The sequence below is a fragment of the Algoriphagus terrigena DSM 22685 genome (assembly GCF_000429445.1).
GTDB classification, from domain to species: Bacteria; Bacteroidota; Bacteroidia; order Cytophagales; family Cyclobacteriaceae; genus Algoriphagus; species Algoriphagus terrigena.
Window position 1 is genome coordinate 32,305 of record NZ_AUBW01000017.1, and the last position, 25,434, is coordinate 57,738.

The following is a 25,434-nucleotide window of genomic DNA, read 5'->3' on the forward strand; positions in this document are numbered from 1 at the left end:
CTTCATTGACCTTCCTTTTTCGCCAAACCGATTTTATTCAAAAAGAAAAAAGCAACCCTTCCGAGCTGCTTTCCAAAATTCCAAAATGATTGGCCTATTACACCGAGAAGCTTTCCCCGCATCCGCAGGTGCGGCTTGCATTGGGATTGATGAATTGGAAGCCTTTGCCATTCAATCCATCAGAAAACTCAAGCACTGTCCCAGCCAAATACAAAAGGCTTTTGCGATCCACGAGGATCTTTACGCCTTTGTCTTCAAACACGTGATCGGTCTCTATCACCTTGTCATCAAAGCCCAAGTCATACATCAAACCGGAGCACCCGCCGCCTTTGACGGAAACCCGTATATTTTCATTTTCGGTGCGGCCTTCCTCTTGTCTGAGTTCGAGAATTCTCTCTTTGGCCTTATCTGAAACGACTATCATAAATTTTACCTTTACTTTAGATGATTGAAGCTAAGCCCAAAACAGACCTTCTTCTAAAAAGATTCAGCCACAAAGATACAAAATAAAGGGATGAGGAAAATCGAACATATCGGAATAGCTGTCGCGGATCTTGAAAAGTCAAATGAGCTTTTTGCCAGGCTGCTTGGGAAAACACTTTTCAAAACAGAAATCGTCGAAGGTGAAGGCGTCCAAACCAGCTTTTTTCAAGTAGGAGAAACCAAAGTTGAACTGCTGCAAGCCACCCGAACTGACAGTCCGATTGCCAAGTACTTGGAGAAAAAAGCAGAGGGAGTGCATCATATCGCCTTCGACGTGGAAGACATTAATGCCGAAGTCATCCGGCTGAAAAAAGCAGGCTTCGAAATCCTGAATGAAACGCCAAAACAGGGAGCCGACAACAAATTAGTGGTATTTTTGCATCCCCGGAGCACCAACGGCGTGCTGGTGGAGTTGTGTCAGGAGATTTAATTGGAAGATTTGAAAATTGAAAAATTGGAAGATTGAAGTCACTTACGATTATAGCTTATTGAATCTGATGTATTGTCAGACTGAGTGAAGTCGAAGCCATCTCTCGTAAAATAAAACATCGTAAACTACCATGTCAGACGTAAGAACAGAAATCAGCGAATTGGGCGAGTTTGGCCTGATTGATCACCTTAGCCAAAATGTAATTCTCAGAAATCCCTCCACGCTCAAAGGGATCGGCGACGATGCCGCGGTCATCGAGGCGGGAGATCATGTGAAGGTCATCACGACGGATTTGCTGATCGAGGGCGTTCATTTCGATCTGTCCTATGCTCCTTTGACCCATGTCGGGTTCAAGGCTGTGGCCGTGAATGTTTCCGATATCGCAGCCATGAATGCCATTCCAACCCAAATCACGGTAAGCATCGCGCTTTCTAACCGGTTTTCCGTTGAGGCGGTGGATGACCTGTATGCCGGAATCAATGCCGCCTGCGAGCACTATGGAGTTGACTTGGTGGGTGGAGACACAACCGCGTCAAGAGGAGGATTGGTGATCTCGGTCACCGCCATCGGTGAAGCCCATAAAGATCAAATCAGCTACCGCTCCGGCGCCAAAACCAACGATATCCTTTGCGTCACCGGTGACTTGGGCTCAGCCTTGATTGGCTTGCAGATTCTTGAAAGAGAGAAGCAAGTCTATCTGGCAAACCCGGACATGAAGCCCGAGCTGAGCAAATACGACGTCGTAACCGGCCGCCAATTGAAGCCCGATGCGCGGATGGACATCATCCACGAGCTGCGGGAAATGGGCGTCGTGCCCACCAGCATGATGGACGTTTCGGACGGATTGGCCTCCGAGATTTTCCACATCTGCAAGGCATCCAATGTCGGAGCAACGATCTATGAAGATAAGCTTCCCATCGACAAGCAGACTTTTGACACGGCTGTCGAACTCAATCTCGACCCTATCACCTGCGTACTCAACGGTGGTGAAGACTACGAATTGCTCTTCTCGATTGATCAAAAGGATTTTGCAAAGCTGGAAAAGCATCCAGACATCCACTTCATCGGCCATATGACCAAAGCGGAAGAAGGAAAGTTTTTGGTGACCAAAAGCGGAACAGCGGTTCAGCTGAAAGCTCAGGGCTGGAAGCATTTTTAAAGAAGCAAGAGATTAGATACAAGAAACAAGAAGGCTGGATTCAACTATCCAGCTTGCTTTTTTGACTAATTTAAAACTTAAGCTCTGTAAATTCTAGCTAAGATAAATTGGAAAGCTCATCATCTCGAACCAAAGAAGATCCATTATGAAAGACAAAACTGAATACAAGGGCTTCATTGGATCTGTTTATTTTTCCTCAGAAGACGCAGTTTTTCATGGGAAAATCGAAGGAATCGATGACTTGGTGACTTTTGAAGGAATCACTTTGCCAGACTTAAAAACTGCTTTCGAAGAGGCTGTGGATGATTATGTCGAAGTCAGCCAGCTGCTAGCAAGGTTCTAATTTTAAACCCGATTCTTTGAATCAATCATGATCGTCACCGGGCCGTCATTGACCAGACTGACTTTCATATCGGCTCCAAATTCCCCGGTTCCGATGGATTTCCCCAGTTCGGTTTCCAGCGCCTGAATCATCTTTTCGTACATCGGAATGGCAAAATCCGGCTTGGCTGCTTTGATGTAAGAAGGCCGATTTCCTTTTTTGGTACTTGCGTGGAGTGTGAACTGCGAAATCAATAAGATCTCCCCTCCTGCTTCCAAGACACTTCGGTTCATCACGCCGTTTTCGTCGGGGAAAATCCGCAGATTCACGATCTTTTTGGACAGCCAGTCAATGTCTTCCTGAATGTCTGCATCTTCGATCCCCAAGAGAATCATCAAGCCCTCTCCAATTGTGGACTTGACTTGTCCGTCGATCTTCACCGACGATTCGGATACTCGCTGGATGACGACAATCATTGGGTCAGGTCTTGCATTTGGCCGGAAGTGACGATTTCCGTCTGGTTCGTTTTGGATTGGTTTGCGGTAGTTACCATGGCTTTGGCGACTTGATAATCGTAGATGGGGCGGATGTTTTTTGCGAGCTTCAGCCACACCAGCGGTTTCATCACAATCGCTGCTATCTGCTCCCCGAGCCTAAATTCATGTCGGTTTCCCAAAAGTAACGAGGGTCTGAAAAGTCCCAAATAGTCAAATTGAATAGCTTTTAGATCCGCTTCAGTCTCTCCTTTCACTTTGCTGTAAAAAACCGACGAGCTGGCATTTGCACTCATCGAGGAGACGTAGAGGAACTTTGCCGCACCGAGTTTTTTTGCCCAGCTCGCAAAAGCAATCACCAAATCATGGTCTATCGCATAGAACTTCTCCTTGGATCCGGCCACTTTGATCGTGGTTCCCAAGCAGGAAAACGCATGGATTTCAGCAGTCTTCCCTGAGATAGCGCTAAGAACAGAATGATAGGCGCCTCCCAGTGATTCGGCCCTGACCTTTTCCTCCCATTCCCAAGAACCGATCCTGGCCAAATCTCCTTCAATCTGGATCAATTTTCCATGCTTCAGTGCCAGTTTTCTCCGTCCCACACTCAGCACAAACTCGTGCTCACTGCTCTGCAAAAGCTGATGCAGTAGCTGCATTCCGACCATACCTGAGGTTCCTGAGATTAAAGCGATTTTCATGTGATAGTCAATTGTTTTTTAAGGCCAGATAGCCCGTCCCGATTTTTCATCAAGAATCTCGCACGTTGAATATCCATCTCTCATTGCGACGCTTTGGCTAAGCTCGATTTCATACGATCAAAGTTGACTGAATTAACGGGAAAAGCTCGAGTTCCAAGTCTTGGTTTTTGTTTTTGGCATACCAAAGGTAGACCTCAGCCAGGTAGTCCTGATAGCTTAGACCCTGAGCGTCGTGTTTATATGCCTTTTGTCGATCTATCAGATACTTAGGCTTTGGTCCCCAAGTGAAGAGCTCGCAGGTCAAATCCGCCGTCATCGCGACTAGCTTGGGGATCGATCGGGCTCCGTTGGTCAGATAAGCGTCCATCACCTCGGGATATTCATCCCGCATAATCACTTTGAAATCTATCAGAGGATTCAGATCGGCGAGCGCCGCCATGTATGGTATAGACTGTGAACCGTCTCCGCACCAAGCTTCCGTGATCACGAGCCACACCTGATGCTCCTCGATTGACTTGACCAGATCAGTCATATGGGCAGAGATCTTTAGGGTTTTGTCCCAGCGATGCATCCGCTGATGGTTGAGTCGGGTATATTCGAGGTAGGCCTCGCTTTGATTGGCGCCGGTTGTTTTGCGCTCTTCCACCAGTGTTTCGGTCAGTTCCCTAAACTCAGGATAAGACAACGCTCTCCTTACAATATTGTGGGTAATCGGCCCCAGCACATGTTCCATGTTTCTATTTTCCTTGAGAAAAGGGGAAATCAAAGTTTACTTTTTTCCCATTCCAAAAATCCATCGACTTCATCCTTCACCTTGGCAAATACCGCCAGGACAATCGACAAGTCGTCAGCAAAACCAAAGAAACCCAGGAAATCCGGGATCAAATCAATCGGCGAAAGGAAATAAACCAAGGCCAAGATGATCAATCCCAGCGTGCCAAACGAGATCTTATGCTCTCCTCTGAAGTGCGCCTTGATCATCCGGACAAAAATCTGGATCGGCTGGGTCAGCAGTTTAACTTTAGGATTGTCGGCCAGTTTCGCTAGCTTTTTACCGACATTCTGCACCAGCTCCACCACTTTCTGCTCCTGTCGTACGATCGCATCGACTTGTTTCCCAAACAGTGCCTTGGCTCTGTCAATGATTTCGGTGGTCTTGCTGGTCGTTTCCATGAGATTAGAAATAAAGTTGGATTTCTGATTTTACTTTTCGCAGCGCAAAGCTGATTGCGTCATTTTTTTGATCCAGAGATTGCGCAAAGATGGCTTTCGCCAAATCCATCCCCGTCGCTTCCGCATTGAGTGTTTGTCTGCTCATATTCAGCAGAGTAACCACATCCTCCACTGCCCGACGTACCGCTTCCCAAGTCTCTTCCGAGAAGTAAACCTGCTGGCTAAGATTGTGATTAAACTCTTCACGAACCTCCGACAACAGCATTGGGTGAAGCTCCGCTGCCGACAACTGGCTTGGATTGGACCGTCTTACCAGATTATTGGGAGTGATCCGCTCCAAAAGCAAGCACAGGCGCTCGGCAGCCTGAAGCCGGATTGGCAGCACCACTTGGGTGTTTTGGGTTTTCAGATCTACGAGCAGTTTTTCTCTTTCCTTCGAAAGAAAGGATACCACCACCAGGTACATCCCATAAAGTACGATGCCGGCGGGCAAGATGATTTTCAACAAGTCGAGTAAGTAGTCCATTTGCGATTAGTAGTATCCGAATATCAGTATTTATGGCTTGTCAAAAAACCGGCCGATTCGATAATTTTGCACGAAATTGCGAACCAAAAGCCTAAAAGTTTGATTGTCCAACCATGCTGATTCCCATTTCCATCACCGAAAAAGCCGAAGCTGAAATCAAGCACATCATGGCTAATAAAAACATCCCGGCAGACTATTTTTTGCGGGTCGGTGTAAAAGGCGGAGGCTGTGGCGGGATGTCTTACGCCCTAGGATTTGACAAGCCAAAGACTGAAGATCAGCAGTTTGAGATCGATGGAATCCGTGTCTTGATTGAGAAAAAACACTACATGTTTCTGATGGGGATGCAGATTGATTTTTTTGAGGGGGATGAAGCCAGAGGCTTTACTTTCATCAATCCCGACATCCCAAAACGCCACGATCTCTGAATATTTTCTATCTTGAGCGCTTTTCCCGGACACGATGAGAGCACTCCTAACCTTCATAGTTTTTCTGACATTTAGTCATTTCACCTCCGCGCAAGTGCGCCAACTTGAGGAAAACGAGCCCTCCGGAAAGGGAACCGTCGCAGAGCTCAACTGGCTCGCGGGTTACTGGACTGGTACAGGACTGGGCGGAGAGTGCGAGGAAGTTTGGCTGCCCGCGAAAGACGGCCACATGGTCGGGACGTTTCGCTTTTGGGATGAGGGAAAATTGATTTTCTCCGAATTCATGAACTTCGTCCAAGAGGGAGAAAGCGTCTCTCTCAAACTCAAACACTTCAATCCTGACCTTACGGGATGGGAGGAAAAAGAGGAATGGACGACGTTTAAGCTTATCGAACTCGGCACGAATACCGCTTCGTTTCACGGGATTACTTATGAGCGAAAAGGCGATGAACTGGTGATTTACCTAGCTTTGACCGACAAAGGAGAGCGACGGATTGAGGAGTTTCGATTTACACGAACGGAACTTTAGCAGTCAGCAATTAGTAGCAGGGGGAGTTCCAGTAGTAAAGGGCAAAAAAAACAAGTGGTTTACCAACTCCTTGCCACTGAAGGCTCAAAGTCGACAGACGACTGCAAACCGCGACTGCCCACCGAACACTAGTCTTCAAACCCCGGCTTCACCTGATCCCAGAATTCGTCCAATGCGATGATCCTTGGCTTGAGAAAAGAGATGATTTTGGGCCAATCTTCGGGCTCCATCACATTCACGCCGGGCAGTACTTTTTCGATCCTCGTGACGGTCTGACCCATTTCATTTTTAGCGTGGAGCTTCCAGTCCCATTCTTCTCCGACGCTGGCTAGGAGAATCTTTCTCATCTGATCCATCTGATCGAAAAACAGCTCCTGCATCTCCTCGTCGGCATGGCCGAGCTCGATGCCGATAGAGGCAAAGTCCCGCTCAGCTTTCATCCGAAAGTAGATGTCTTTGACTCCTGTGCGGTAGTTGGGCCAGTTGATCCGTCGGCCCTGGGCATTGGGTACGGGCTTCATGTATTGCCCAAAAGTGATCCAGAATTCTGTCCGGATCTTGGAGGCTTCAGATCGACTGTACATGGATTGTTTTTACGAAAAATCCTCAGGATAACACACGGTGACAGCCGAATATTGGACGATTCCGCCGAGTGCCGGGTGATGTTTCTTCAGAGTCAGACGAACGGACGATACCTTGGGATAGACTTCCAAGATATCAGAGATGATCCGATGCCCAAGATGCTCCAGCAGCTTCACTTTCACATCCATCCGGGCCTTGATGAGTTGGTAAAGTTTGGCGTAATCGACGGTATCTTTCAGATTGTCGTGAAGCATCGCTTCTCTAAACTCAGTCTCCAGCTCCAGATCCAGCGTAAACCGGTTTCCCAAGATCGATTCCTCGGGATAGGCTCCGTGGTAGGCATGGAACTCGATCCCCTCAAGCGCAACCTTACCCATCAGTCAAACTGGTCAAAGAAGGAACCGGAGGAGTTTTTCGGAGACTCTTGTTTTGGCGGATCAGGCTGAACTTCCGCCTCAACCTTTGCAGGGATCTCCTCGCGGATCTCCAGCTCTTCCTCCTCTTCTACCTCAATCTCATCGGCCACAGGGGTGGAGTCTATTACCTCTTCCTCGGCGATTTCCTCCTCGATTATTTCCTCCTCCTGCTCCTCGACAGCCAGCTCACCTTCGTCCTCCAGCTCGTGCTGCAGGGCCGCGATCGTTTCCTGCGTCTCCTCATCAAGCGTGGCGGATGCCATGTCTTCTTCCAATTGTTCCTCTGGCTCAGCAGCTGCCGTAGGTGCGACTAGCGGGGTCAGTGCTGCGATATTGGCGACGGAGAAATGGCTGGACCGACTAAGTTCTTCCACTGCCCGTTGGTATGCTTTGCCGTCGATTCTTAAAAAGTGAGCGTCCGACAGATCGATCTGATTGAGCGCGTCTTGGGAAAGCCGTTTCAGACTCTTCACCATTGCATCGCGCTGCTCGAGTAGTCCCTCGTAGCTTCTGACCAAGCTCTGCATGCTTTCACGGATCTCTTTGATCGTAGATTTCGCCTTGAGTTCGGCGGCTGAGGTGATGATCCTAGCCTGCTCGTCCGCATGCCGCTGCACCTGCTGCGCGTAGTGGTTTGCCTCTTTGGTCGCTTGGTCGGAGATGGAATTGGCTTCGGCGATGATCTGATCAGCCGCCTCAGATGCCTCGGTGATGATACTCGCGCCGGTATCTTCGGCAGTTTTCAGCGTTCGAAAAAGTGAATCCTCCACATCCTTAAGCCGTTTGGCTTCACCTTCGACCTGCTGGAGCTTAGAGCGGAGATCGAGGTTTTCCTGGTTGATCTGCTCCATCACGACACTCATCTCTTCCAGAAATGCCGAAACTTCTTTCTTCTCATAACCTCTAAAGGCTGTTTCAAATGCTTTTTGCCGAATGGCTGTAGGGGAAATTTTCATGTGTTTTCAGCTTCAATTTGCCAAATAGAAATGGTACGGTCGTCCGAAATGGACACGACCTCACCGGAATAGGTACTCCAAAGGACTTTGTTGATTGACGTGCCATGGCCTGCATTCCTGGCCTTATCTATCACCTTGAGTAATTTATGGTCGATGGCATCCCAGACTTTGATGGATTTGTCCATCGAGCAGGTCACCAGGTACTTTCCGTCCTCTTTGAAAGATAAAAAATTAATGGCATACATGTGTGCCACAATATTTTCGGTCAGGGTATAATCCGCAGTATTCCAGAATTTCATCTGGGCGTCCCGTGATCCGGAGACGAGCGTCTGCTCGTCGGGGGAATAGCTCAGTGCGAATACGGAATTGGAATGGCCCGCCAGATTGGCAATCGGCTGGAAGCCATCGGCCAGATCCAAAATCTTGATCGAGTGATCACTCAGACCGATGGCCAGCTGCCTTTTTTCGGAAGCGATGGACATCACGCGGATGCTTTTTGAGCTCAGTTTAACGTGTTTTTTGACAGCCTTTTCGTCTGCGTCTACCACGACCAACACACCGTCTCCGGTGCCGATCAGGATTTCGCTTCCGAAAACTTTGATGTCAAAGATCGCCTGGTCGGTCAGTCTCAAACTCCAGATCTCTTTGTTTTCGCTCAAATCAACGACATGGATTCCTTCAAAATTATGCCCGATGATCAGATGGTTTCGCTCCCGATCCACCGCCAAAGCATAGACCGAATGCGGCAGTTTGGCGATGAGTTTTCCGTTTTTAGGCTGATCGAGATCCCATTCCACCACCATGCCATCTCCTGCTCCGGTATAAAAAAATCGGGGATCGCTCCCCTCCGTCAGTGCATAGACGCAATCGTTGTGTCCGGTCAGCGTATGCGATTTATTTACTTGGATTTTTGACATATATTGGACGATCACTCAGCGGCGCCCTTTTGGCCTATGCAAGCAAAAATAGAAAAAATTGATTCTTACTCGGCCCTCGCGGTAAAGATTATCGAGGACCAAGAGGATCAGCAACTCGATTTCTTGAGTTTTCGCGAAAAGCTTTCGTTTGCCAACATCTCCCATCCGGAAAAAAAGAAAGAGTGGGCCACCGCCCGGATGGCAATCCACGGCGCCTTGGAAGTGCTGAATGTCCCTTATCCCGGCTTTTTCAAGGACGAGCATGGGAAATCGCACTCCATGAACGGCCAGGGATATGTATCTCTGACACACACCTCCGGGTTTGCCGGGGCGATCTACCACCGGGAAAATCCTGTGGGAATCGACATGGACCTGATCCGGGAAAAGATCCTGCGCATCGGATTTCGGTTTCTCGATCAATCGGAATTGGATTTCTTGGAAAATGACCCCATTCACTATACAATGGCTTGGTCTGCCAAAGAATCGATCTTCAAATGTCAGGGTCGAAAGGGGGTTTCTTTTAGGGACAATATCCTGCTCAGCCCTTTTGAAGTTGGAGCTGGAAAAATTAAAGGACGGATCCGGGGAACGGACTTTGCGGACCATCACTATACGGTGGAAGTGAGAAAATTGGAAAATGTGATCTTGACCTATACGACCTGGTAACGCTATGAGAAATCTGATTGCAACTTTAATCCTGTTTTTAGCGACGGTTTTCAGCACCCGGGCTCAAGATCTCAGTGCGCTTTCGGCGATAGATGCCGTCACTGGCTCTCAAAAAACCCTCGTAAGTATGGTCAGCGGCAAAGGGATCGTATTGATTTTCCACACCATGAACTGCCCATTCACCAAGATGTATGAAGGCAGGATAAAGGCATTGAAAGCGACTTTTCAAAGTCAGGGGATTTCTTTTGCACTCATCAATCCGGAGGTTGGCACCGCTGAAAGCGATCAGGCTCCGCTGCGAAACCACATCGACCAGAGCGGACTCAATATGGCCTACCTGATAGACGCTGATCATATCTGGGCCAAGCAGTTGAATATCACAAAAATCCCGGAAGTGATCGTCCTGACTCCAGGCCAAAACGGGCTGGAAATCCGCTACCGTGGGGCGATCGACAACAATCCCCAGGCCGAATCCGCCGTCAGCGAAAAGCACCTGGAGCGGGCACTGAATCAGATCCTGAGAGGAGAAGGCGCTACTCCGGCACAAGTGCGTGCCGTCGGTTGCAACCTGCGAACCTACTGATTTTCAAGTATCGCAATCATCTGACGTACCTCCTCCACTTTATTGGCCTCCCCGAGTTTCTCGAAGGCATTCCCAAGATTTCGCAGAGATCGGAGGACTATATCCAAATGAGCGCAGGGCTCAAAGAAGTAATCCTTGGGTTCAATCTTCAAATGCTCCAAGTAATTAAAAATGTCTTGTTTGCTGAACACCAAGCCTTTGTTAAAGGCATTGATGTAGAAGGTGAGGTCGGCAGACTTATAAGTTAGCACAAAAAGATTGGGAAGGTTCACGCCGTAGATCGGAAGGCCGAGCTTCTTGGCGACCAAGAGATAGATCGCGCAGAGACTGATCGGATTTCCCCGCTTGGTGTCCAAAACCGTGGACAGCATGCTGTTGCCCGGAGAGTGAAAATTTTTCGTGTTGGCCGAAAAACGCAGGGTGTTGAATAGGACATTATTGATGATTCTGACCTGATCGTAGGGCTGCAGGTCGTTTTTGAAAGAAGTCCAAACCTCAAAATAAATCTGGTGCAGATCAGCATTCAGCTTCGCAAAATCAAGATCGGGATACTGGTAGGTATTGAGAATCCAAAGCCCCGTCAACAGATCTCTATCTTCGGTATCCCGCCACTCGGCAAACCTGGTTTTGACGAGCGCAAACTGCAAATCGTGCACTAATTCTTCGATTTCTTTCTGGACTTCCGGATTGAAACTCGTCTCCCACTTTTCTTCCAGAAAAGGAATAATCTCCGCACCCAAAGAGATAATCCGCTCGCGGACGTGGCTTTTCACTTCCAAGTCGGGATCATCCAGCAGGGACACCAAGGCATCCAATTGGGAGATAGTCAATTCACTCATGCTTGTTTTATTGGCTTTCTTTAAGTTAATAAAAAGGTTCAGGTCTGGATCACGCCCACATTAAATCTTTCTAAAATCTCGGCATGATTGGCAGCTTCGACTCCCATGCTGATGATCTTACGGGTATCCCTGGGATCGATCACCCCGTCGACCCACATTCGGGCAGCGGCATAGTACGGGCTGAGTTCCTCTTGGTATTTCTGCGTAATTTCTTCGAAAAGCCGATTTTCCTCCGCTTCTGATATCTCCTTGCCGGATTTCCTGAGTGAGGAGACTTTGATCTGAAGCAAGGTTTTCGCGGCTGAGGTACCCGACATCACCGCCATCTGCGCCGATGGCCAGGAGTAGATCAAGCGGGGATCATACGCTTTGCCACACATGGCGTAGTTGCCCGCGCCGTACGAGTTACCAAGGATAAAAGTAAACTTTGGTACCACGGAGTTGGCCATCGCATTGACCATCTTCGCGCCGTCCTTGATGATGCCGCCATGCTCGGCTTTGGAGCCGACCATGAAGCCGCTCACGTCTTGCAGGAATATCAACGGGATTTTGCGCTGGTTGCAATTCATGATAAAACGCGCGGCTTTGTCAGCAGAATCTGAATAGATCACGCCGCCCATTTGCATCTCACCCTTGGCGGTCTTGACTACTTTCCGCTGGTTGGCGATGATCCCGACGGCCCAGCCCTCAACTCTGGCAGTGCCGCAGATGAGTGTCTTGCCGTAGTCCTTTTTGTATTCATCGACAGCCCCACCATCAACCAATCCGGCGATGACCTCGAGCATGTCGTAAGGCTTCACCCGCTCCAGCGGAAACCTCTCCAACAACTCATCGCCGGAAGCTCCGGCCTCCTTCGCCTCGATTCGGTCAAATCCGGCTTTTGAATTGGCTCCCAGGGTCGCAAAAATCTTCTTAATGGCGTCCAAACAATCCGCATCTGAGTCGTATTTATTATCCGTCACACCGGAGATTTCGCAGTGGGCAGTCGCTCCGCCGAGGGTTTCATTGTCCACAGTTTCGCCGATCGCGGCTTTGACCAAGTAGGAACCTGCGAGAAAGATGGAGCCGGTCTTGTCCACGATCAGCGCCTCATCAGACATGATCGGCAGATAGGCCCCTCCGGCCACGCAGCTGCCCATGATTGCTGCGACTTGCACGATGCCCATCGCCGACATCTTGGAGTTGTTTCTAAACTGCCGGCCAAAATGCTCCTTGTCGGGAAAAATCTCGTCCTGCATCGGCAGATAAACTCCGGCACTATCGACGAGGTAGATGATCGGCAGGCGGTTTTCCATAGCGATCTCCTGTGCGCGGAGGCTCTTTTTGGCAGTCATGGGAAACCACGCCCCGGCCTTCACAGTTGCGTCATTGGCCACGATCACACACATCCGGCCGCTGACATACCCTATCCCGATGACTACACCGGCGGAGGGACAGCCCCCCTCCTCTTCGTACATCCCATCGGCTGCGAAGGTACCGATTTCCAGAAAACGTGACCCGGGATCGACTAGGTAGTCGATCCGTTCACGGGCTGTCAGTTTGCCTTTTTCGTGCTCAGATGCTATTCGCTTTTCTCCACCTCCCAGCTTCACTGTTGCGGTTTTTTCACTCAATTGATCGAGTAATTCCCGCCAAGTCGAATTAGATTTTTCCATGCCAAAGCTTCCAGTCAATTTTAAACTCTTAAATCCCAAGGTCCATACCTCTTGGAAGATAAAAAACTAAGCTACAAAAAAGCCCTTTTCCGCGAAGAAAAGGGCTTAAATGCTTAGAGGTTAATTTGAAGATCAATTGATCTCTATCTGCTCCTTATAATCTTTGATAGCTCTATAGATTGCCGACGCCATGTATTCTTTCCCTTCTTTGGTCATTAGAAATTGCTCCTCTGTGGAGTTGGACAGAAATCCAACCTCAACCAATACCGATGGCATTGATGTGGTCCAAAGGACCCACAAAGGCGCCTGCTTGACACCGCGGCTTTTCCTACCCACCCGATCCCGAAACTGCGTCTCAATATGATCAGCTAAGCTCAAGCTGTTGCTGAAATTGGCTTTGGACATGAGGTTAAACATCATGTAAGACTCCGGCGACGCTGGATCAAAACCTTCGTATTCTGCTTCGTGATTCTCTTCGAGGAGAATTACCGAGTTTTCCTTTTTTACTATGTCAAAATTGGCCTCAAAATTTTTGGTCCCCATCACAAAAGTTTCTGTACCGAAGGCCGATTTGTTAGGCGCAGAGTTGGAATGGATCGAGACAAACAAATCCGCCTTGTTGTTATTGGCCAGTTTGGGCCGATCCTTCAGTGCAGGGAAGCTGTCGTCATCCCGAGTGTAAATTACCTCGACATCCGGCATATTTTCCTTGATATATTTCCCGACGAGTAGCGTCACGGCTAGGTTAATGTCCTTTTCTTTGGACCTGGCTCCGAGATTTCCGGGATCTTTTCCTCCATGACCTGCATCCAACACAATTTTTTTCATCCGAAAAGCCGGCATCATCGTTTCATTGGGGATAAATCCGCCAAAGAAAAAGGGAATAGCGATAAGAAAACTTAAGAGATTTTTTTTGTTATTGAACCGTTCCATGAGGGCAATCGAATTAACTTTACGCAAAATTTCAACCAAATTAAACAAAGCGCAAGCAGCAGTGTCGGGTTTCAGAATCCTTTTTTTGATTATTTCAGGGCTTTGGATCTTCCCACAACTGGCATTGGCGCAGCGTCCTACTCAGCCTAACAGGGAAAGAGTCCTCGTCGCACCGGACACCTTGACGCCTCCACCCCGAAACCTTCCACCAACAGATACCATTCCTGCCAGGCAAGACACTTTGATTAATCTTGATTCGGCAAAAATGATGCCCACAAGTACGATCCAGACCGAAATTCTGTATTTCGCCGAGGACAGTATCATCACTGATTTCACTGAAAACAAGGTTTACCTCTACAAAAGCGCCCGGTTCGAGTACGGTCAGATGAAGCTGGAGGCAGAGCGGATTGTGATCGATTGGAAAAACTCGGAACTCTACGCCACTGGGGTCACCGACAGCTTGGGAGCCGTCACCGGCAATCCGTTTTTCACAGATCAAGGCACCTCCTATGAGATTCGTAAAGAGATGCGGTACAACTTCAAGACGCAAAAAGCCATCATCAAAGATGTCGTCACAGAGCAACAGGACGGAGTACTGCGGGGCGAAACCATCAAAAAAATGGAAGACGGCAGTATCTATCTGGATCACGGCTACTATACCACCTGTACGCTGACCAACCCGCATTGGCATATCTCTTCCAAAAAAATCAAAGCGATCCAAGGCAAGCAAGTGGTCTCGGGACCTTTCAACCTGTATTTTAACGGGATTCCGACGCCGCTGGGACTCCCCTTTGGACTGATCCCGGACACACCTGAGGAAAAAGCTTCCGGCGTCATCTTTCCCCGATACGGCAAGGAGCAAACCCGAGGTATATTCCTGCAGGACTTGGGATATTACTTTGCCATCAACGACTACATACACGCCCGTGTCACTGGAGACATCTATTCCAAAGGTGGCTGGGGTCTGAAATCGCAGGCGGTGTACACCAAGCGCTATCGCTTCAGCGGGGCATTCAACGTAGATTTTCAGAAATTTAAAAGCCCAGAAACCGAGCTCAATCCCGTCGACTACAACACCTTCCGTGTTCAGTGGAGCCATACGCCGGTCAGCCGCGGAACCAGCCGCTTTTCAGCCTCGGTGAATGCCGGCTCGACCAGCTATTTCAATAACGTGGCCAGCCAAAATAATTTCAACAATAACGTCACGGCCGATCTTAACTCAAACATCTCTTACTCCAAAACCTTTTCCGGCACTCCGTTTAGCATGTCTGCCAACTTCCGGCATTCACAAAGTGTGCAAACCGGAGAAGTACGACTGGATCTGCCGACGATTGCCGTGAACATGAACAGGCAGAGTCCTTTCAAAAACGTCAAGTTTGAGCCCCTGAAAACGCTGAACGTGGCCTACAACTTCAACATGCAAAACACGATATCCAACCGGGTTCAGCAGCAGTTTGGAGTTAACAATCCCGAGATTGGCACCGGGCCGGAGATTATCCCTTTCAATCTGGCCAACTTGGATTTGCTGCTGGCTAATGCAAATAACGGCGCCAGAAACACGATCCCGCTCTCTTCCAACTTCACGCTTTTCAACTATTTCACAGGTACCGCCTCGGTCAACTACAACGAACTCTGGTACCTCCAGCGGATCAACTACTACTACAACCCGACCGAAGAACGGGTAGACCGAATTGTCGAAGATGGATTTAACCGGGTTGGATTTTACAACAGTTCGTTTGCGATGAACACCAACTTTTACGGCTTCTATAATTTCAAGCCAAGCGGCAAAATCCAGACCATACGCCATCACATCGCACCGACTTTCGCCTTCAACTATACCCCCGATTTCTCTGATCCATCCTACGGGTATTATCAGGAGGTTCAGGTGGATTCGACGGGTAGATTCCAACGATTCTCCAGACATCAGGGATTCGTATTTGGCGGAGCTCCGCTGGGTGAATCGCGTGCGCTCAGCATCGGCATTCGAAACGTGCTGGAAGCCAAAATCCTAAATCTAAAAGACAGCACATCCGAAAACGCCACCAAGAAAATTCCTTTGCTGGAGTCCTTCAACATCAACACTGCCTACAATTTCGCGGCGGATTCGTTCAAGCTTTCTCCTTTTCAGATATCAGCCCGGACGAGCTTCTTTGAGCGCAAGCTCTCTGTCAACCTGACCAGCACCATCGACCCGTATGCCGTAGTCACCTCTCAGGGTGAAAACAACACCCTTCTCTACGAACGTGTTAATCGATTTGCGTGGTCCAACGGTCAAGGAATCGGGACGATCCGCAATGCCTCACTCAATATGAACGCGTCGATCAATCCCCGAAGCGGACAAACACCCGGCGAAGTCCGCGACGACATCACGCAGGATTTCATCCAACGAGGAGGCGTCATGGACGAATTTGCCCAAAATGAAATCAACCGGATCGTCTCCGACCCGAGTCGATACATCGATTGGGACATCCCTTGGAATTTATCCATGGGCTACAATCTGTCCTATTCAAGGCAGATCAACAATAACACAAACATCACCCAAACCTTGAGCTTGAGTGGAGATTTGTCACTTTCCGAAAAATGGAAAATCAACTTCAACTCCGGCTTTGATTTCCAGGCTGCCGCCATCACCCAAACCATGATTGGCATCGCGCGGGATCTTCACTGCTGGCAGATGAACGTCAACTGGGTGCCCTTCGGAAAGTTCACATCCTATAGCATCGACATCCGGGTCAAGTCGAGTATTCTTCAGGATCTCAAAGTATCCCGAAGGAGGTCATTCTACGACTTCTAAGGACATGCAAAAGCGCCGTCAAAATCACTTTTCGACAGCGCTTTTCAGTTTTTCCACTACCTACCTCTCAGCGAAATCAGATTCTCGACCTGCTCAGCGGCATCGTCATGCACCTTGGACCGCCGAGGCCGCGGCTCAATTCTGAAGAAGGAATCTCCAGCACTTCTACGCCCATATTTCTAAGCGCACGGTTGGTGTGGATGTTCCGATTGTACGAAATCACCCTTCTCGGGCCTATGGCAAACACGTTGGCACCGTCAAACCACTGCTCCCTCAGCGCATAGTCCGCATTGCCGTCTCCAGTGCTCAAGATCTCCAGGTGGGGGATTTCCCTGGACAACACGGTCAGAAGCGATTCCTTGAGCACTTCTCTTTTGATGCTCACTTTGTCGCCGTTGGCCTCCTTCAAGGTATAGAGTGACGTCTGCAGCACCGAGTTCATCGCATCAGGATAGGTCAACACGAGGTTCTCATCCAAGACCGTAAAAACTGTATCCAAATGCATGAATTGGCGTTTTTTAGGTAAGTGAACCTCGTAGACTCGCTTGACCGAGCCCTCTGCAAGCAGGGCTTTTGCAGCATGGTAGATGGCTTTCTCATCGGTCCGCTCGGAGTTACCGATGGCCACGGCTTCGTGGGAAAGGATGATCACGTCCCCACCTTCGATACTTGGCGGCGTATCATGCCCCTCGATGGGATAGATGGTCGTCACGTTACTTTTGAAGTCCGGGTGATTCTCAAATATCGTCCGTAGCAGATCCGCCTCGCGCTGTCGGCCCTCCATCTTCATCGAGGAAAAAATAATCCCTCCCGGTGTCAGTGCCATCGGATCCCGCTGGAAATACAGGTTAGGGCACGGAGGTATCGCAAAAGCAAAATCATACAACTCCCCTGCGTTCAATTTCGGCAGCTTCTGCTTCAACTCGTGAATCTTCAGCCCCGCAGTCAAGATACCCGCGCACTCCGCCGTAGAATACCGCTCCAGGATATCCTCTGCAATATGCGTCAGACCAGAGCGCCTGAGGGATTCCCGCATCAACCTGAGAAGAATTTCCCCGTCGTAGAGTACGCGAATCAACAGCTCTCTCAATTGATACACATGGGCGCCTGTGGAGTCCTTGATAAGGCTCGAGAAAGTGTCGTGCTCTCTCTGAAGTGCTTCCAGATAGGGTACATCCTCAAAGAGCAGGAAATCCTTGTTGTAAGGCGTCAGCCTGTCAATCTCCTTTCCGGGCCGGTGCATCAGCACAGCCTTCAGTGTTCCAAATTCCGAGTTTATCCTAAGATTCATTATTTCCACATTTTCAACAAAAATGACATTTTGTTACATTTTCCAAAATATAAATTTTACGTCATTAAAATATTCACAACAAAACACTTACTCCTGTCAATAATTCAAGTTAAATAATAAATCTGATTTCTAGCTAAAAAGGGTCGCATTCTGACCAAAATGGAAATCTGCACGTACAGCTTCCTCTTTTATCTTTTTGCAAACCAAATCAATTGGCATACTTATTTCGTTGGCGTGTTTATCACTTAAAAAAATCCTTTCATGTTCTCATTTCAAAAGCTTGCCATTCCGTGCATCTTGACCGTGGCATTTTTCATACAATCCTGCCAATCCACGGCTCAGATAAATAAGTTACTGGAAAAAGCCGGACAAATCGCCGGAAACCCCAGCACCTCCGAAATCACCATGGGTCTGAAGGAAGCTTTGGAAAAAGGAACCGGAATCAGCACGGATCGGCTGTCACTGACAGATGGCTATCTAAAAAACCTGGACGTGCAGATCCTTTTTCCGGAGGAAGCAAAAAGCGTAGAAAAGACACTGCGGTCTCTTGGACTCGGGTCGATGTGCGATCAGGTAATCACCAGCGTCAATCGCGCAGCCGAAGACGCGGCGAAAGAGGCTAAGCCAATCTTCACGGCAGCCATCAAGCAGATGAGTTTTCAGGATGTGCAACAGATCCTGCTGGGGGAACCTGACGCTGCCACGCAGTATTTTCATCGAACCACGACCGATTCGCTTTCTGCCAAGTTTTCTCCAATCGTCGACGCAAGTCTGAAGAAAGTCGACGCAACCAAATACTGGAGCGACGTCATGACCCAGTACAATAAAGTGCCTTTGGTTAAAAAAATCGACGCTGACCTAACAGCCTATGTGACCAAAAAAGCGATTGATGGGCTTTTTATAGAAATCGCCAAAGAAGAACTGAAAATCCGCGAAAGCGTCGGAGCGAGAACCTCCCCGCTGCTGAAGAAAGTATTCGGCTATGCCGACAGTCAGAAGAAGTAGCGAACAGAAGCGCCATTGGTCTTCAATGACTTATGAATTTGAATCCAATGGATGACCTGTATCGAATTTTCACTTAAAGACCTACAGCAAAGCTTTGGGAAATTAATCGATGCAGTTTTTTGACGCACTGTTCAAACCGTGTATTGGCTTTGTCGTCTATCGATTTGCTAAACCAGTTAACCAACTAATTTTTATATGAAATCAAGCATGTCGCCAACGACTCACACTGGGATGATTAGTGGCCATGCGAGATTCCATGTGGCAACTAAAAACAAGTGATAAACACATGAAAAACGGAACCATGATCCAGTATTTTCACTGGTACACACCCGAGGATACCCTCTGGAAGGAAGTCAAAGAAAAAGCCGAATATCTCGGCTATCTGGGAATTACCAGCGCTTGGCTCCCCCCGCCCGGCAAAGGAGAAGTCGGCGGAATGAGCGTCGGGTACGACTCCTATGATTTGTTTGACTTGGGAGAATTTGACCAGAAAGGATCCGTGCGAACCAAATACGGCACCAAAGATGAATTCATCGAAGCCACGAAAGCGCTACACGACCGCGGCGTGCAAGTCATCCTAGACTTTGTACTGAACCACAAAGCAGGTGGAGATGAATCCGAGATCGTCCAAGCGGTAAAGGTCAATGAAGAAAACCGGCTGGAAAACCTCTCCGAACCTTACGAGATCGAAGCCTTCACACGGTTTACTTTTCCCGGGAGAAGCGGTCAGCATTCCGACTTCATCTGGGATCGGCACTGCTTCACAGGAGTGGATTACGATCATCGTAATCAAGAACAGGGAATCTTCAACCTGATCAGCGAATACGGAAACGACTGGGAGCAGATGATCGATATCGAGAAAGGAAACTACGACTTTCTGATGTTTTGCGACATTGAATTCAGAAATCCTGCTGTGCGGGAAGAAATCCTCAAGTATGCACTTTGGCTCCACGAGCTCACCTACTATGATGGGATCAGACTGGACGCTGTAAAACACGTTTCGCCGGAATATTTCCAAGAATTGCTGTACCATATCCGGGAAAAAACCGGCAAAAACATCTTTGCTGTCGGAGAATATTGGGCCCCCGGGCAACTGGATCTTATGACCCGATACCTCGATGCCACCAAGGGTACAATGAGTCTTTTTGACGCTGCGCTGCAGCATAATTTCCATACGGCATCCGGTGCAGGCAGCGACTACGACCTACGCCAAATCTTCGACGGCACGCTGGTGGCGCACACGCCAGAGCTGGCAGTGACTCAGGTTGACAATCATGACACCCAACCGCTGCAGACCTTGGAGGCTCCCGTAGAAGCCTGGTTTAAACCGCTGGCCTATGCCTTGATACTCTTGAGAAAAGACGGCTATCCTTGTGTTTTCTATCCCGACCTTTTTGGAGCGCACTATTGGGATCAAGGCAGGGACGGACAGGATCATGAAATCTTTCTCGACCGGGTGGAAGAGCTGGAAAACCTACTTTATGCCAGAAAGGATTTTGCGTTTGGTACCCAGCGGGACTATTTCGAGAACCCGAATGCACTTGGCTGGACGCGGGAAGGCGACGAGGAGCACAGCGGATGTGCGGTGGTACTGTCAAACGCTGACGGAGCAACTATACGCATGGAGATCGGAGTTAGATATGCGGGTCGAAGCTTCAAAGATATGCTCGGCAAGATCCCCGATGAGGTATGGGTAGACGACTCGGGATGGGCAGACTTTCACTGCGCACCGGGCTCAGTGTCGGTCTGGACGGAGGTGATTTAACAGAAGACTCCGTCCACATGTGCTATCGGTTTTCTGAAAGTTTTATAAAACAAAAAACCGGGCCTCTCAGCCCGGTTTTTCTTAAATCAAATTATCTATCAAAGCGGATGAACTGTCAGTAGATCTCCGTCTTTTTGGACTTTGGCCAGTTCTTTTTGGGTCAAGCCTTTCATTGCTACATCCCATTTCTTGCCGCTTAGACCAGATTGTCCTTTTAGTTTAGCGAGATCCATCGGATGCTCTTTCTTCAAGAGTTCCAGCACCAGTTTTTCATCCTCTGTCATCTCCACAGCCTTTTTCTCAGGTCTCATCTGAGGGAAAAACAACACTTCCTGGATCGTGGTATTGTTGGTCATCAACATCGTCAGTCGGTCGATTCCAATTCCCAAACCTGAGGTTGGCGGCATGCCGTACTCCAGGGCACGGAGGAAATCTTCGTCCATCGCCATCGCTTCATCATCGCCTCTCTCGGCAAGCTTCAGCTGATCTTCAAAGCGCTCCCGCTGATCAATTGGATCGTTCAGTTCTGAGTAGGCGTTTCCGATTTCTTTGCCATTGACAAACAGTTCGAATCTCTCCACTAGCCCTGGCTCTGTTCTGTGCTTTTTCGCGAGCGGTGTCATCTCGATTGGATAGTCGGTAATGTACGTCGGCTGGATCAAGTGTGCTTCCACCTTTTCGCTGAAGATCTCATCGACCAGTTTGCCTTTGCCCATGGTCGCGTCAGTGGCGATACCCATCTCTGCACATACCGTGCGGAGTTCGTCCTCATTCATCTTGCTCACGTCGACCCCAGTATATTCCTTGATCGAATCGTACATAGTCAGCCTTCGGTATGGCCCGGCAAATTCGATCTCATTGGCGCCGACCTTGATCTTGGTCTTGCCATGAATCGACTCGGCAACCTGCTCGATCATCTCTTCCACCATCTCCATCATCCAGATGTAGTCCTTGTAGGCCACGTAGATCTCCATCGAAGTGAATTCCGGATTGTGCGTGCGGTCCATTCCTTCGTTTCGGAACATCTTTCCAAACTCGTACACGCCGTCGAAACCGCCTACGATCAACCTTTTTAGGTAGAGTTCATTGGCAATCCGCAAATACAGCGGCATGTCCAGCGTGTTGTGATGCGTATTGAACGGACGGGCGGCAGCGCCGCCGTGGACCGCCTGAAGGATTGGCGTCTCTACTTCCAGCCATCCGTGGTCGTCGAAATAACGACGCATCTGCGTGATGATTCGGGAGCGGGTGATGAAGGTTTTCTTCACATCTGGATTGACCGTGAGATCCACGTAGCGCTGTCTGTACCGCATCTCTGGATCGGTGAAACCGTCGTGAACTTTGCCATCTTCATCTCTTTTCACCACAGGGAGCGGTTTCACAGACTTGGCAAGAATCTTAATATCGGTGACGTGAAGTGATATTTCACCGGTCTGCGTGGTGAAAATGTAGCCTTTCACCCCCACAAAATCTCCCAGTCCAAGAAGCTTCTTGAAAACGGTGTTGTAAAAAGTTTTGTCCTCATCCGGACAGATATCGTCCCTACGCACATAGATCTGCAGAATCCCCGTCGAGTCCTGAATCTCAGCAAAGGAAGCTGAACCCATGATCCGACGACTCATCAGACGACCAGCGATGGAGATGTCCTTGTAGTCTGTCTTTCTGTTTTCGTAATTTCTATGGATATCCTCCGCAGTGACGTTGATGGGAAAAGACTCCGCCGGATAGGGATTGATCCCCAAGGCCATCAGTTCTTCCCGGTCTTTTCTGCGTTCAAGTTCCTGTTCGCTCAGAAGTTGCATTTTCTATAGTTGATATTTGAAATTCGATATTTGAAATTAGGTCTGTCACCCTGATCACTGCGGCTGCAAACTGATCACTGCCTACTTACTTTCCTCCTTTTCATCTCCCTTTTGATGAGGTCAAATTCCCGGCTGCTTTGCCCGGCAATCGAGGTGTTTTCGGATGCTCTTCGGGTCAGATAAGGCATCACCTTCTCCACCGGTCCATAAGGCATGTACTTGGCGACGTTATACCCGAGTTTTGCAAGGTTGAAGGAAATGTTATCACTCATGCCATAAAGCTGGGAGAAATACACGCGCTCAGACTTGGGATCGATCGCGTGTAAGTTCATCAGTTCTGTGAGCTTGAGCGCGCTTTTCTCATTGTGAGTCGCACACACCAACCAAACCGAATTTTCCAAGCAATACTTGATAGCGGCGTCATAGTCCCGGTCCGTTGCGGCCTTGTTAGGCTGGATCGGGTCTGCATACCCCAATTCCTGGGCTCTTTCTCGTTCCTTTTCCATGTAGGCGCCCCTTACGGGTTTTGCTCCCAAGATATAGCCGCGGTCCAGCGCCTCGCCGTGTGCCCTTTTCAATCGAGCGAGCGAATCATGACGGTACATCTGATACGTGTTGTAGACTACGCAGCGATCTTTGTTATATCGCTCCATGGCCTCGTAAGTCAGATCGTCGATAACATCCTGAAACCAGCTTTCCTCTGCATCAGACATAATCTTCACTCCCAAGTCGTGGGCTGCCTTGCACAAGCGATCCACCCTTCCACGGGTTCTTTCAAAAGCGGCACGCTCTTCCTCAGTCAACTTCTCTCCGGCCTGAATTTTCTCCATGATATGGTAGTCACCCAGCCCAGTCACCTTGAAAACCCCAAATGGCATGTAGTCGGTCTTGGCTGATTCCACGAGAGTTTGGTAGATCTCTTCACAGGTTTTGTCAAAAGATTCCTCATCCCCTTTTCCCTCCACGGAGAGATCCAAGATGGATTTAACGCCAAACTTGGCCAGGTGCTTACACGCCTGAATGCTTTCGGCGATGGTTTCTCCGCCACAGAAATGCCCAAACATGGTGCGCTTCATGATTCCTTTTACAGGAAGCTTGAGTTTGAATGCCAAATTGGCCAAGCCAATACCCAAATCAGAAATCAGATTGTTGTTGAGGGTTGCGAAAATCAGGTACATTTTCCTGAGCTCTGCATCACTTTTGGAAGCAAAAGCCACTTCCAGATTCTCGAAAGAAATAGTGGGTTTGACCGGCATACCGCTGTTTTAAGGGTGCAAAGATATCAAAAAAAACAGCTTGAATCCGTCGAATGTTTGGAGAAAGGCGATGACTCGAGCGCAAAACGAAGGCAAAATTTCGAGTTTCTAAGCTGCCTTACGTTCTTTCCAGCGACTTTTTTGAATAGAAAACCGAAACAAGTCCTTCACCTTCCCGATCCCAGCAAACACCTTCGATCAAGCAACATCGCCAATTTTCATTGCACAGAATCACAGAAATTAAAAACGAAAAATCACCAAAGTATTTTTTTCAAAATTTTAAAAATATTTTTTAATTAATTTCGAAACATCATTCTGTTTTGGATTAAATATTTTGCCGATTTAGAGAAAAAGCAAAGAATCCGCTCTTGAATTAAGAATTGCTAACAAAGCTTCGGGAAAATAATTTTGTTTTTAAACAATCAGCTTCTATTTTTGTGGCATGTTACTTACAGCAGCGATCTATTTTACCTTCTTTTACTTTTACTTTCGAAGCCAAAATCGAATCGGAGCTGTGTATTGCCTAGCCAAAAACTAAAAGAAAATAAACACACAAAAAGCCCGGTTCGAAAGAGTCGGGCTTTTTTCATTTCAAACGTTCAGAACTATGAAACCGCACAAACAAATCAAAGATTGGGGAATGGGATTGACCACCCCGCTGATCATCGCAGGACCTTGCTCAGCCGAAACTCCGGAACAGATCGAACAGATCTGTAAAGAAATGAAGGAAGAAAACATGATCCCTCAGGTGTTCAGGGCTGGAATCTGGAAACCAAGAACCAGACCGGGATCTTTCGAAGGTGTCGGTGAAGAAGGTCTGAAGTGGATGGAAATCGTCCGTCACAACCTCAATATCCCAATCACGGTGGAAGTGGGAAATGCTTCTCACGTAGAGCTGGCGCTGAAGCACAAGATAGACGTGCTTTGGATCGGTGCCCGCACCACTGTTAACCCTTTCGCAGTACAGGAAATTGCCGAAGCGCTTCGCGGCGTGGACATTCCCGTCATGGTAAAAAACCCAATGAACCCGGATCTGGAGCTTTGGATGGGAGCTTTGGAAAGAATGTACGCGGTAGGCATCGACAAACTGGCGGCTATCCACCGGGGCTTCTCTGATGCGTATGACAAGAGATTCAGAAACAAGCCAAATTGGTCTATGCCGATTCACCTAAAGCGTGAGTGGACCGGAATGGAAGTCATCAATGACCCTTCGCACATCGTAGGACGGAGAGATGGACTGCTTGAAGTGGCTCAGAGCGCCATGAACTTCGGACTGGATGGTCTGATGATCGAGACGCACCACGATCCGGACAAAGCCTGGTCTGATGCCAAGCAGCAAGTGACTCCAGCCAGACTGAAAGAAATGATCAGCTCTATCGACTTCAAAGAGTCTCTCGAAGCGATGAAGCCAGACGAGAAGCTTCAGGATCTCCGCAGAGCGGTGGATCACCTGGACGACCAGTTGCTGGACATTCTTCAGGAAAGATTCGCAGTGATCGATCAGATTGGCGCGCACAAGCGTGAGCACCATTTGTCGGTATTTCAGTCTGATCGCTGGAAAGACGTGATGGAAAGCCGCACCCAAAAGGGAGTTGCTAAGCACCTCAGCGAGAAGTTTATGAAGGAGTTACTTTATTCTATTCATGAAGAATCCGTAAAACGCCAAGAGAAACAACTTCGAGAAGGAGAAGCTGTCAAGAAATAAATCTGCTCTCAAACCCGGAAAGCAGTC

The 25,434-nt window shown here is 48.6% G+C and carries 27 protein-coding genes; 11 read left to right on the forward strand and 16 right to left on the reverse strand.

What is annotated here, in order from left to right:
• Window positions 1–97: 97 nt before the first annotated feature.
• Entirely contained in the window at window positions 98–424 is a 327-nt protein-coding gene (locus G459_RS0115670) for a HesB/IscA family protein (protein WP_026968486.1), read from the reverse strand.
• Between the two features lie 90 nt (window positions 425–514).
• Here G459_RS0115670 and mce point away from each other — a divergent pair, with 90 nt between their 5' ends.
• The 3 genes from mce (at window position 515) to G459_RS27715 (ending at window position 2,415) form a co-directional block, all read left to right on the forward strand.
• Window positions 515–913: a methylmalonyl-CoA epimerase gene (gene mce / locus G459_RS0115675; protein WP_026968487.1), complete on the forward strand. Its 399-nt coding sequence runs from the start codon at window positions 515–517 to the stop codon at window positions 911–913.
• A gap of 130 nt (window positions 914–1,043) precedes the next feature.
• Window positions 1,044–2,072 (forward strand): thiamine-phosphate kinase, encoded by a 1,029-nt coding sequence (thiL, locus tag G459_RS0115680; protein ID WP_026968488.1) that lies wholly within the window; start codon window positions 1,044–1,046, stop codon window positions 2,070–2,072.
• Between the two features lie 145 nt (window positions 2,073–2,217).
• A complete protein-coding gene (locus tag G459_RS27715) occupies window positions 2,218–2,415 on the forward strand; it encodes a hypothetical protein (protein ID WP_051315262.1) in 198 nt (65 codons plus the stop codon).
• Between the two features lie 2 nt (window positions 2,416–2,417).
• Here the strand turns inward: G459_RS27715 and dtd are convergent, their stop codons facing one another.
• The 5 genes from dtd to G459_RS0115710 all read right to left on the reverse strand — a co-directional run bounded on the left by dtd (window position 2,418) and on the right by G459_RS0115710 (window position 5,285).
• Window positions 2,418–2,870, reverse strand: coding sequence for a D-aminoacyl-tRNA deacylase (gene dtd / locus G459_RS0115690; RefSeq protein ID WP_026968489.1), 453 nt, complete (start codon window positions 2,868–2,870; stop codon window positions 2,418–2,420).
• Window positions 2,867–3,586: an NAD-dependent epimerase/dehydratase family protein gene (locus G459_RS0115695; RefSeq protein ID WP_026968490.1), complete on the reverse strand. Its 720-nt coding sequence runs from the start codon at window positions 3,584–3,586 to the stop codon at window positions 2,867–2,869. The genes dtd and G459_RS0115695 overlap by 4 nt, the downstream gene beginning before the upstream one ends.
• Window positions 3,587–3,695: 109 nt before the next feature.
• Window positions 3,696–4,319 (reverse strand): thioredoxin family protein, encoded by a 624-nt coding sequence (locus G459_RS0115700; RefSeq protein ID WP_026968491.1) that lies wholly within the window; start codon window positions 4,317–4,319, stop codon window positions 3,696–3,698.
• A gap of 29 nt (window positions 4,320–4,348) precedes the next feature.
• On the reverse strand, window positions 4,349–4,759 hold the full coding sequence (locus tag G459_RS0115705; RefSeq protein ID WP_026968492.1) for a YkvA family protein: 411 nt from the start codon (window positions 4,757–4,759) through the stop codon (window positions 4,349–4,351).
• Between the two features lie 4 nt (window positions 4,760–4,763).
• A complete protein-coding gene (locus G459_RS0115710; RefSeq protein WP_026968493.1) occupies window positions 4,764–5,285 on the reverse strand; it encodes a DUF7935 family protein in 522 nt (173 codons plus the stop codon).
• A 113-nt stretch (window positions 5,286–5,398) separates the two neighbouring features.
• Here G459_RS0115710 and G459_RS0115715 point away from each other — a divergent pair, with 113 nt between their 5' ends.
• Entirely contained in the window at window positions 5,399–5,713 is a 315-nt protein-coding gene (locus tag G459_RS0115715) for a HesB/IscA family protein (protein WP_026968494.1), read from the forward strand.
• Between the two features lie 34 nt (window positions 5,714–5,747).
• Window positions 5,748–6,242 (forward strand): DUF6265 family protein, encoded by a 495-nt coding sequence (locus tag G459_RS0115720; protein WP_026968495.1) that lies wholly within the window; start codon window positions 5,748–5,750, stop codon window positions 6,240–6,242.
• 128 nt (window positions 6,243–6,370) lie between these two features.
• On the opposite strand, the gene G459_RS0115725 is transcribed toward G459_RS0115720, so the two are convergent.
• Genes G459_RS0115725 through G459_RS0115740 form a run of 4 tightly spaced genes read right to left on the reverse strand, consistent with a single transcriptional unit; the run spans window position 6,371 to window position 9,113 of the window.
• Window positions 6,371–6,826, reverse strand: a complete 456-nt coding sequence (locus tag G459_RS0115725) for a DUF4268 domain-containing protein (protein ID WP_026968496.1) — start codon at window positions 6,824–6,826, stop codon at window positions 6,371–6,373.
• A gap of 9 nt (window positions 6,827–6,835) precedes the next feature.
• Window positions 6,836–7,201 (reverse strand): dihydroneopterin aldolase, encoded by a 366-nt coding sequence (gene folB, locus G459_RS0115730; RefSeq protein WP_026968497.1) that lies wholly within the window; start codon window positions 7,199–7,201, stop codon window positions 6,836–6,838.
• Window positions 7,201–8,196, reverse strand: a complete 996-nt coding sequence (locus G459_RS29060; protein WP_051315263.1) for a DivIVA domain-containing protein — start codon at window positions 8,194–8,196, stop codon at window positions 7,201–7,203. Before G459_RS29060 ends, folB begins: the two co-directional genes overlap by 1 nt.
• Window positions 8,193–9,113, reverse strand: coding sequence for a WD40 repeat domain-containing protein (locus G459_RS0115740; RefSeq protein WP_026968498.1), 921 nt, complete (start codon window positions 9,111–9,113; stop codon window positions 8,193–8,195). The genes G459_RS29060 and G459_RS0115740 overlap by 4 nt, the downstream gene beginning before the upstream one ends.
• A 36-nt stretch (window positions 9,114–9,149) precedes the next feature.
• Between G459_RS0115740 and G459_RS0115745 the strand changes: the two genes are divergently transcribed.
• Both G459_RS0115745 and G459_RS0115750 read left to right on the forward strand, forming a co-directional pair.
• Window positions 9,150–9,779: a 4'-phosphopantetheinyl transferase family protein gene (locus G459_RS0115745; RefSeq protein WP_026968499.1), complete on the forward strand. Its 630-nt coding sequence runs from the start codon at window positions 9,150–9,152 to the stop codon at window positions 9,777–9,779.
• 4 nt (window positions 9,780–9,783) lie between these two features.
• The gene (locus tag G459_RS0115750) at window positions 9,784–10,362 is read left to right on the forward strand and encodes a redoxin domain-containing protein (RefSeq protein WP_026968500.1); all 579 of its coding nucleotides are present in this window, start codon (window positions 9,784–9,786) and stop codon (window positions 10,360–10,362) included.
• On the opposite strand, the gene G459_RS0115755 is transcribed toward G459_RS0115750, so the two are convergent.
• From G459_RS0115755 to G459_RS0115765, 3 genes are all read right to left on the reverse strand, one after another.
• Window positions 10,356–11,201 carry a transglutaminase-like domain-containing protein gene (locus G459_RS0115755; RefSeq protein WP_026968501.1) on the reverse strand — a complete coding sequence of 282 codons (846 nt, stop codon included), beginning with the start codon at window positions 11,199–11,201 and terminating at the stop codon, window positions 10,356–10,358. The two genes, G459_RS0115750 and G459_RS0115755, sit on opposite strands and share 7 nt — an antisense overlap.
• 38 nt (window positions 11,202–11,239) lie before the next feature.
• Window positions 11,240–12,856, reverse strand: a complete 1,617-nt coding sequence (locus tag G459_RS0115760; protein ID WP_026968502.1) for an acyl-CoA carboxylase subunit beta — start codon at window positions 12,854–12,856, stop codon at window positions 11,240–11,242.
• A 132-nt stretch (window positions 12,857–12,988) separates the two neighbouring features.
• The gene (locus tag G459_RS0115765; protein ID WP_026968503.1) at window positions 12,989–13,789 is read right to left on the reverse strand and encodes an N-acetylmuramoyl-L-alanine amidase family protein; all 801 of its coding nucleotides are present in this window, start codon (window positions 13,787–13,789) and stop codon (window positions 12,989–12,991) included.
• 265 nt (window positions 13,790–14,054) lie between these two features.
• Between G459_RS0115765 and G459_RS0115770 the strand changes: the two genes are divergently transcribed.
• On the forward strand, window positions 14,055–16,583 hold the full coding sequence (locus tag G459_RS0115770) for a putative LPS assembly protein LptD (RefSeq protein ID WP_245588192.1): 2,529 nt from the start codon (window positions 14,055–14,057) through the stop codon (window positions 16,581–16,583).
• A gap of 76 nt (window positions 16,584–16,659) precedes the next feature.
• Here the strand turns inward: G459_RS0115770 and G459_RS0115775 are convergent, their stop codons facing one another.
• Window positions 16,660–17,874: an arginine deiminase gene (locus G459_RS0115775; protein ID WP_026968505.1), complete on the reverse strand. Its 1,215-nt coding sequence runs from the start codon at window positions 17,872–17,874 to the stop codon at window positions 16,660–16,662.
• Between the two features lie 261 nt (window positions 17,875–18,135).
• On the opposite strand from G459_RS0115775, the gene G459_RS0115780 reads away from it, so the two are divergent.
• Together G459_RS0115780 and G459_RS0115785 are read left to right on the forward strand one after the other, a co-directional pair.
• Window positions 18,136–18,879 carry a DUF4197 domain-containing protein gene (locus tag G459_RS0115780; protein WP_026968506.1) on the forward strand — a complete coding sequence of 248 codons (744 nt, stop codon included), beginning with the start codon at window positions 18,136–18,138 and terminating at the stop codon, window positions 18,877–18,879.
• Between the two features lie 286 nt (window positions 18,880–19,165).
• Window positions 19,166–20,644 carry an alpha-amylase gene (locus G459_RS0115785; protein ID WP_026968507.1) on the forward strand — a complete coding sequence of 493 codons (1,479 nt, stop codon included), beginning with the start codon at window positions 19,166–19,168 and terminating at the stop codon, window positions 20,642–20,644.
• A gap of 98 nt (window positions 20,645–20,742) precedes the next feature.
• Here G459_RS0115785 and lysS read toward each other — a convergent pair whose 3' ends face one another.
• Together lysS and G459_RS0115795 are read right to left on the reverse strand one after the other, a co-directional pair.
• Window positions 20,743–22,446 carry a lysine--tRNA ligase gene (lysS, locus tag G459_RS0115790; RefSeq protein ID WP_026968508.1) on the reverse strand — a complete coding sequence of 568 codons (1,704 nt, stop codon included), beginning with the start codon at window positions 22,444–22,446 and terminating at the stop codon, window positions 20,743–20,745.
• Between the two features lie 74 nt (window positions 22,447–22,520).
• On the reverse strand, window positions 22,521–23,702 hold the full coding sequence (locus G459_RS0115795; RefSeq protein WP_026968509.1) for a proline dehydrogenase family protein: 1,182 nt from the start codon (window positions 23,700–23,702) through the stop codon (window positions 22,521–22,523).
• Between the two features lie 607 nt (window positions 23,703–24,309).
• On the opposite strand from G459_RS0115795, the gene G459_RS0115800 reads away from it, so the two are divergent.
• On the forward strand, window positions 24,310–25,407 hold the full coding sequence (locus tag G459_RS0115800; RefSeq protein ID WP_026968510.1) for a chorismate mutase: 1,098 nt from the start codon (window positions 24,310–24,312) through the stop codon (window positions 25,405–25,407).
• Window positions 25,408–25,434: the final 27 nt, after the last annotated feature.

Excerpts from the sequence above, each read along its gene's own strand:
- G459_RS0115670 (WP_026968486.1), bottom strand. The coding sequence starts at position 424 with ATGATAGTCGTTTCAGATAAGGCCAAAGAGAGAATTCTCGAACTCAGA.
- mce (WP_026968487.1), top strand. The coding sequence starts at position 515 with ATGAGGAAAATCGAACATATCGGAATAGCTGTCGCGGATCTTGAAAAG.
- thiL (WP_026968488.1), top strand. The coding sequence starts at position 1,044 with ATGTCAGACGTAAGAACAGAAATCAGCGAATTGGGCGAGTTTGGCCTG.
- G459_RS27715 (WP_051315262.1), top strand. The coding sequence starts at position 2,218 with ATGAAAGACAAAACTGAATACAAGGGCTTCATTGGATCTGTTTATTTT.
- dtd (WP_026968489.1), bottom strand. The coding sequence starts at position 2,870 with ATGATTGTCGTCATCCAGCGAGTATCCGAATCGTCGGTGAAGATCGAC.
- G459_RS0115695 (WP_026968490.1), bottom strand. The coding sequence starts at position 3,586 with ATGAAAATCGCTTTAATCTCAGGAACCTCAGGTATGGTCGGAATGCAG.
- G459_RS0115700 (WP_026968491.1), bottom strand. The coding sequence starts at position 4,319 with ATGGAACATGTGCTGGGGCCGATTACCCACAATATTGTAAGGAGAGCG.
- G459_RS0115705 (WP_026968492.1), bottom strand. The coding sequence starts at position 4,759 with ATGGAAACGACCAGCAAGACCACCGAAATCATTGACAGAGCCAAGGCA.
- G459_RS0115710 (WP_026968493.1), bottom strand. The coding sequence starts at position 5,285 with ATGGACTACTTACTCGACTTGTTGAAAATCATCTTGCCCGCCGGCATC.
- G459_RS0115715 (WP_026968494.1), top strand. The coding sequence starts at position 5,399 with ATGCTGATTCCCATTTCCATCACCGAAAAAGCCGAAGCTGAAATCAAG.
- G459_RS0115720 (WP_026968495.1), top strand. The coding sequence starts at position 5,748 with ATGAGAGCACTCCTAACCTTCATAGTTTTTCTGACATTTAGTCATTTC.
- G459_RS0115725 (WP_026968496.1), bottom strand. The coding sequence starts at position 6,826 with ATGTACAGTCGATCTGAAGCCTCCAAGATCCGGACAGAATTCTGGATC.
- folB (WP_026968497.1), bottom strand. The coding sequence starts at position 7,201 with ATGGGTAAGGTTGCGCTTGAGGGGATCGAGTTCCATGCCTACCACGGA.
- G459_RS29060 (WP_051315263.1), bottom strand. The coding sequence starts at position 8,196 with ATGAAAATTTCCCCTACAGCCATTCGGCAAAAAGCATTTGAAACAGCC.
- G459_RS0115740 (WP_026968498.1), bottom strand. The coding sequence starts at position 9,113 with ATGTCAAAAATCCAAGTAAATAAATCGCATACGCTGACCGGACACAAC.
- G459_RS0115745 (WP_026968499.1), top strand. The coding sequence starts at position 9,150 with ATGCAAGCAAAAATAGAAAAAATTGATTCTTACTCGGCCCTCGCGGTA.
- G459_RS0115750 (WP_026968500.1), top strand. The coding sequence starts at position 9,784 with ATGAGAAATCTGATTGCAACTTTAATCCTGTTTTTAGCGACGGTTTTC.
- G459_RS0115755 (WP_026968501.1), bottom strand. The coding sequence starts at position 11,201 with ATGAGTGAATTGACTATCTCCCAATTGGATGCCTTGGTGTCCCTGCTG.
- G459_RS0115760 (WP_026968502.1), bottom strand. The coding sequence starts at position 12,856 with ATGGAAAAATCTAATTCGACTTGGCGGGAATTACTCGATCAATTGAGT.
- G459_RS0115765 (WP_026968503.1), bottom strand. The coding sequence starts at position 13,789 with ATGGAACGGTTCAATAACAAAAAAAATCTCTTAAGTTTTCTTATCGCT.
- G459_RS0115770 (WP_245588192.1), top strand. The coding sequence starts at position 14,055 with ATGATGCCCACAAGTACGATCCAGACCGAAATTCTGTATTTCGCCGAG.
- G459_RS0115775 (WP_026968505.1), bottom strand. The coding sequence starts at position 17,874 with ATGAATCTTAGGATAAACTCGGAATTTGGAACACTGAAGGCTGTGCTG.
- G459_RS0115780 (WP_026968506.1), top strand. The coding sequence starts at position 18,136 with ATGTTCTCATTTCAAAAGCTTGCCATTCCGTGCATCTTGACCGTGGCA.
- G459_RS0115785 (WP_026968507.1), top strand. The coding sequence starts at position 19,166 with ATGAAAAACGGAACCATGATCCAGTATTTTCACTGGTACACACCCGAG.
- lysS (WP_026968508.1), bottom strand. The coding sequence starts at position 22,446 with ATGCAACTTCTGAGCGAACAGGAACTTGAACGCAGAAAAGACCGGGAA.
- G459_RS0115795 (WP_026968509.1), bottom strand. The coding sequence starts at position 23,702 with ATGCCGGTCAAACCCACTATTTCTTTCGAGAATCTGGAAGTGGCTTTT.
- G459_RS0115800 (WP_026968510.1), top strand. The coding sequence starts at position 24,310 with ATGAAACCGCACAAACAAATCAAAGATTGGGGAATGGGATTGACCACC.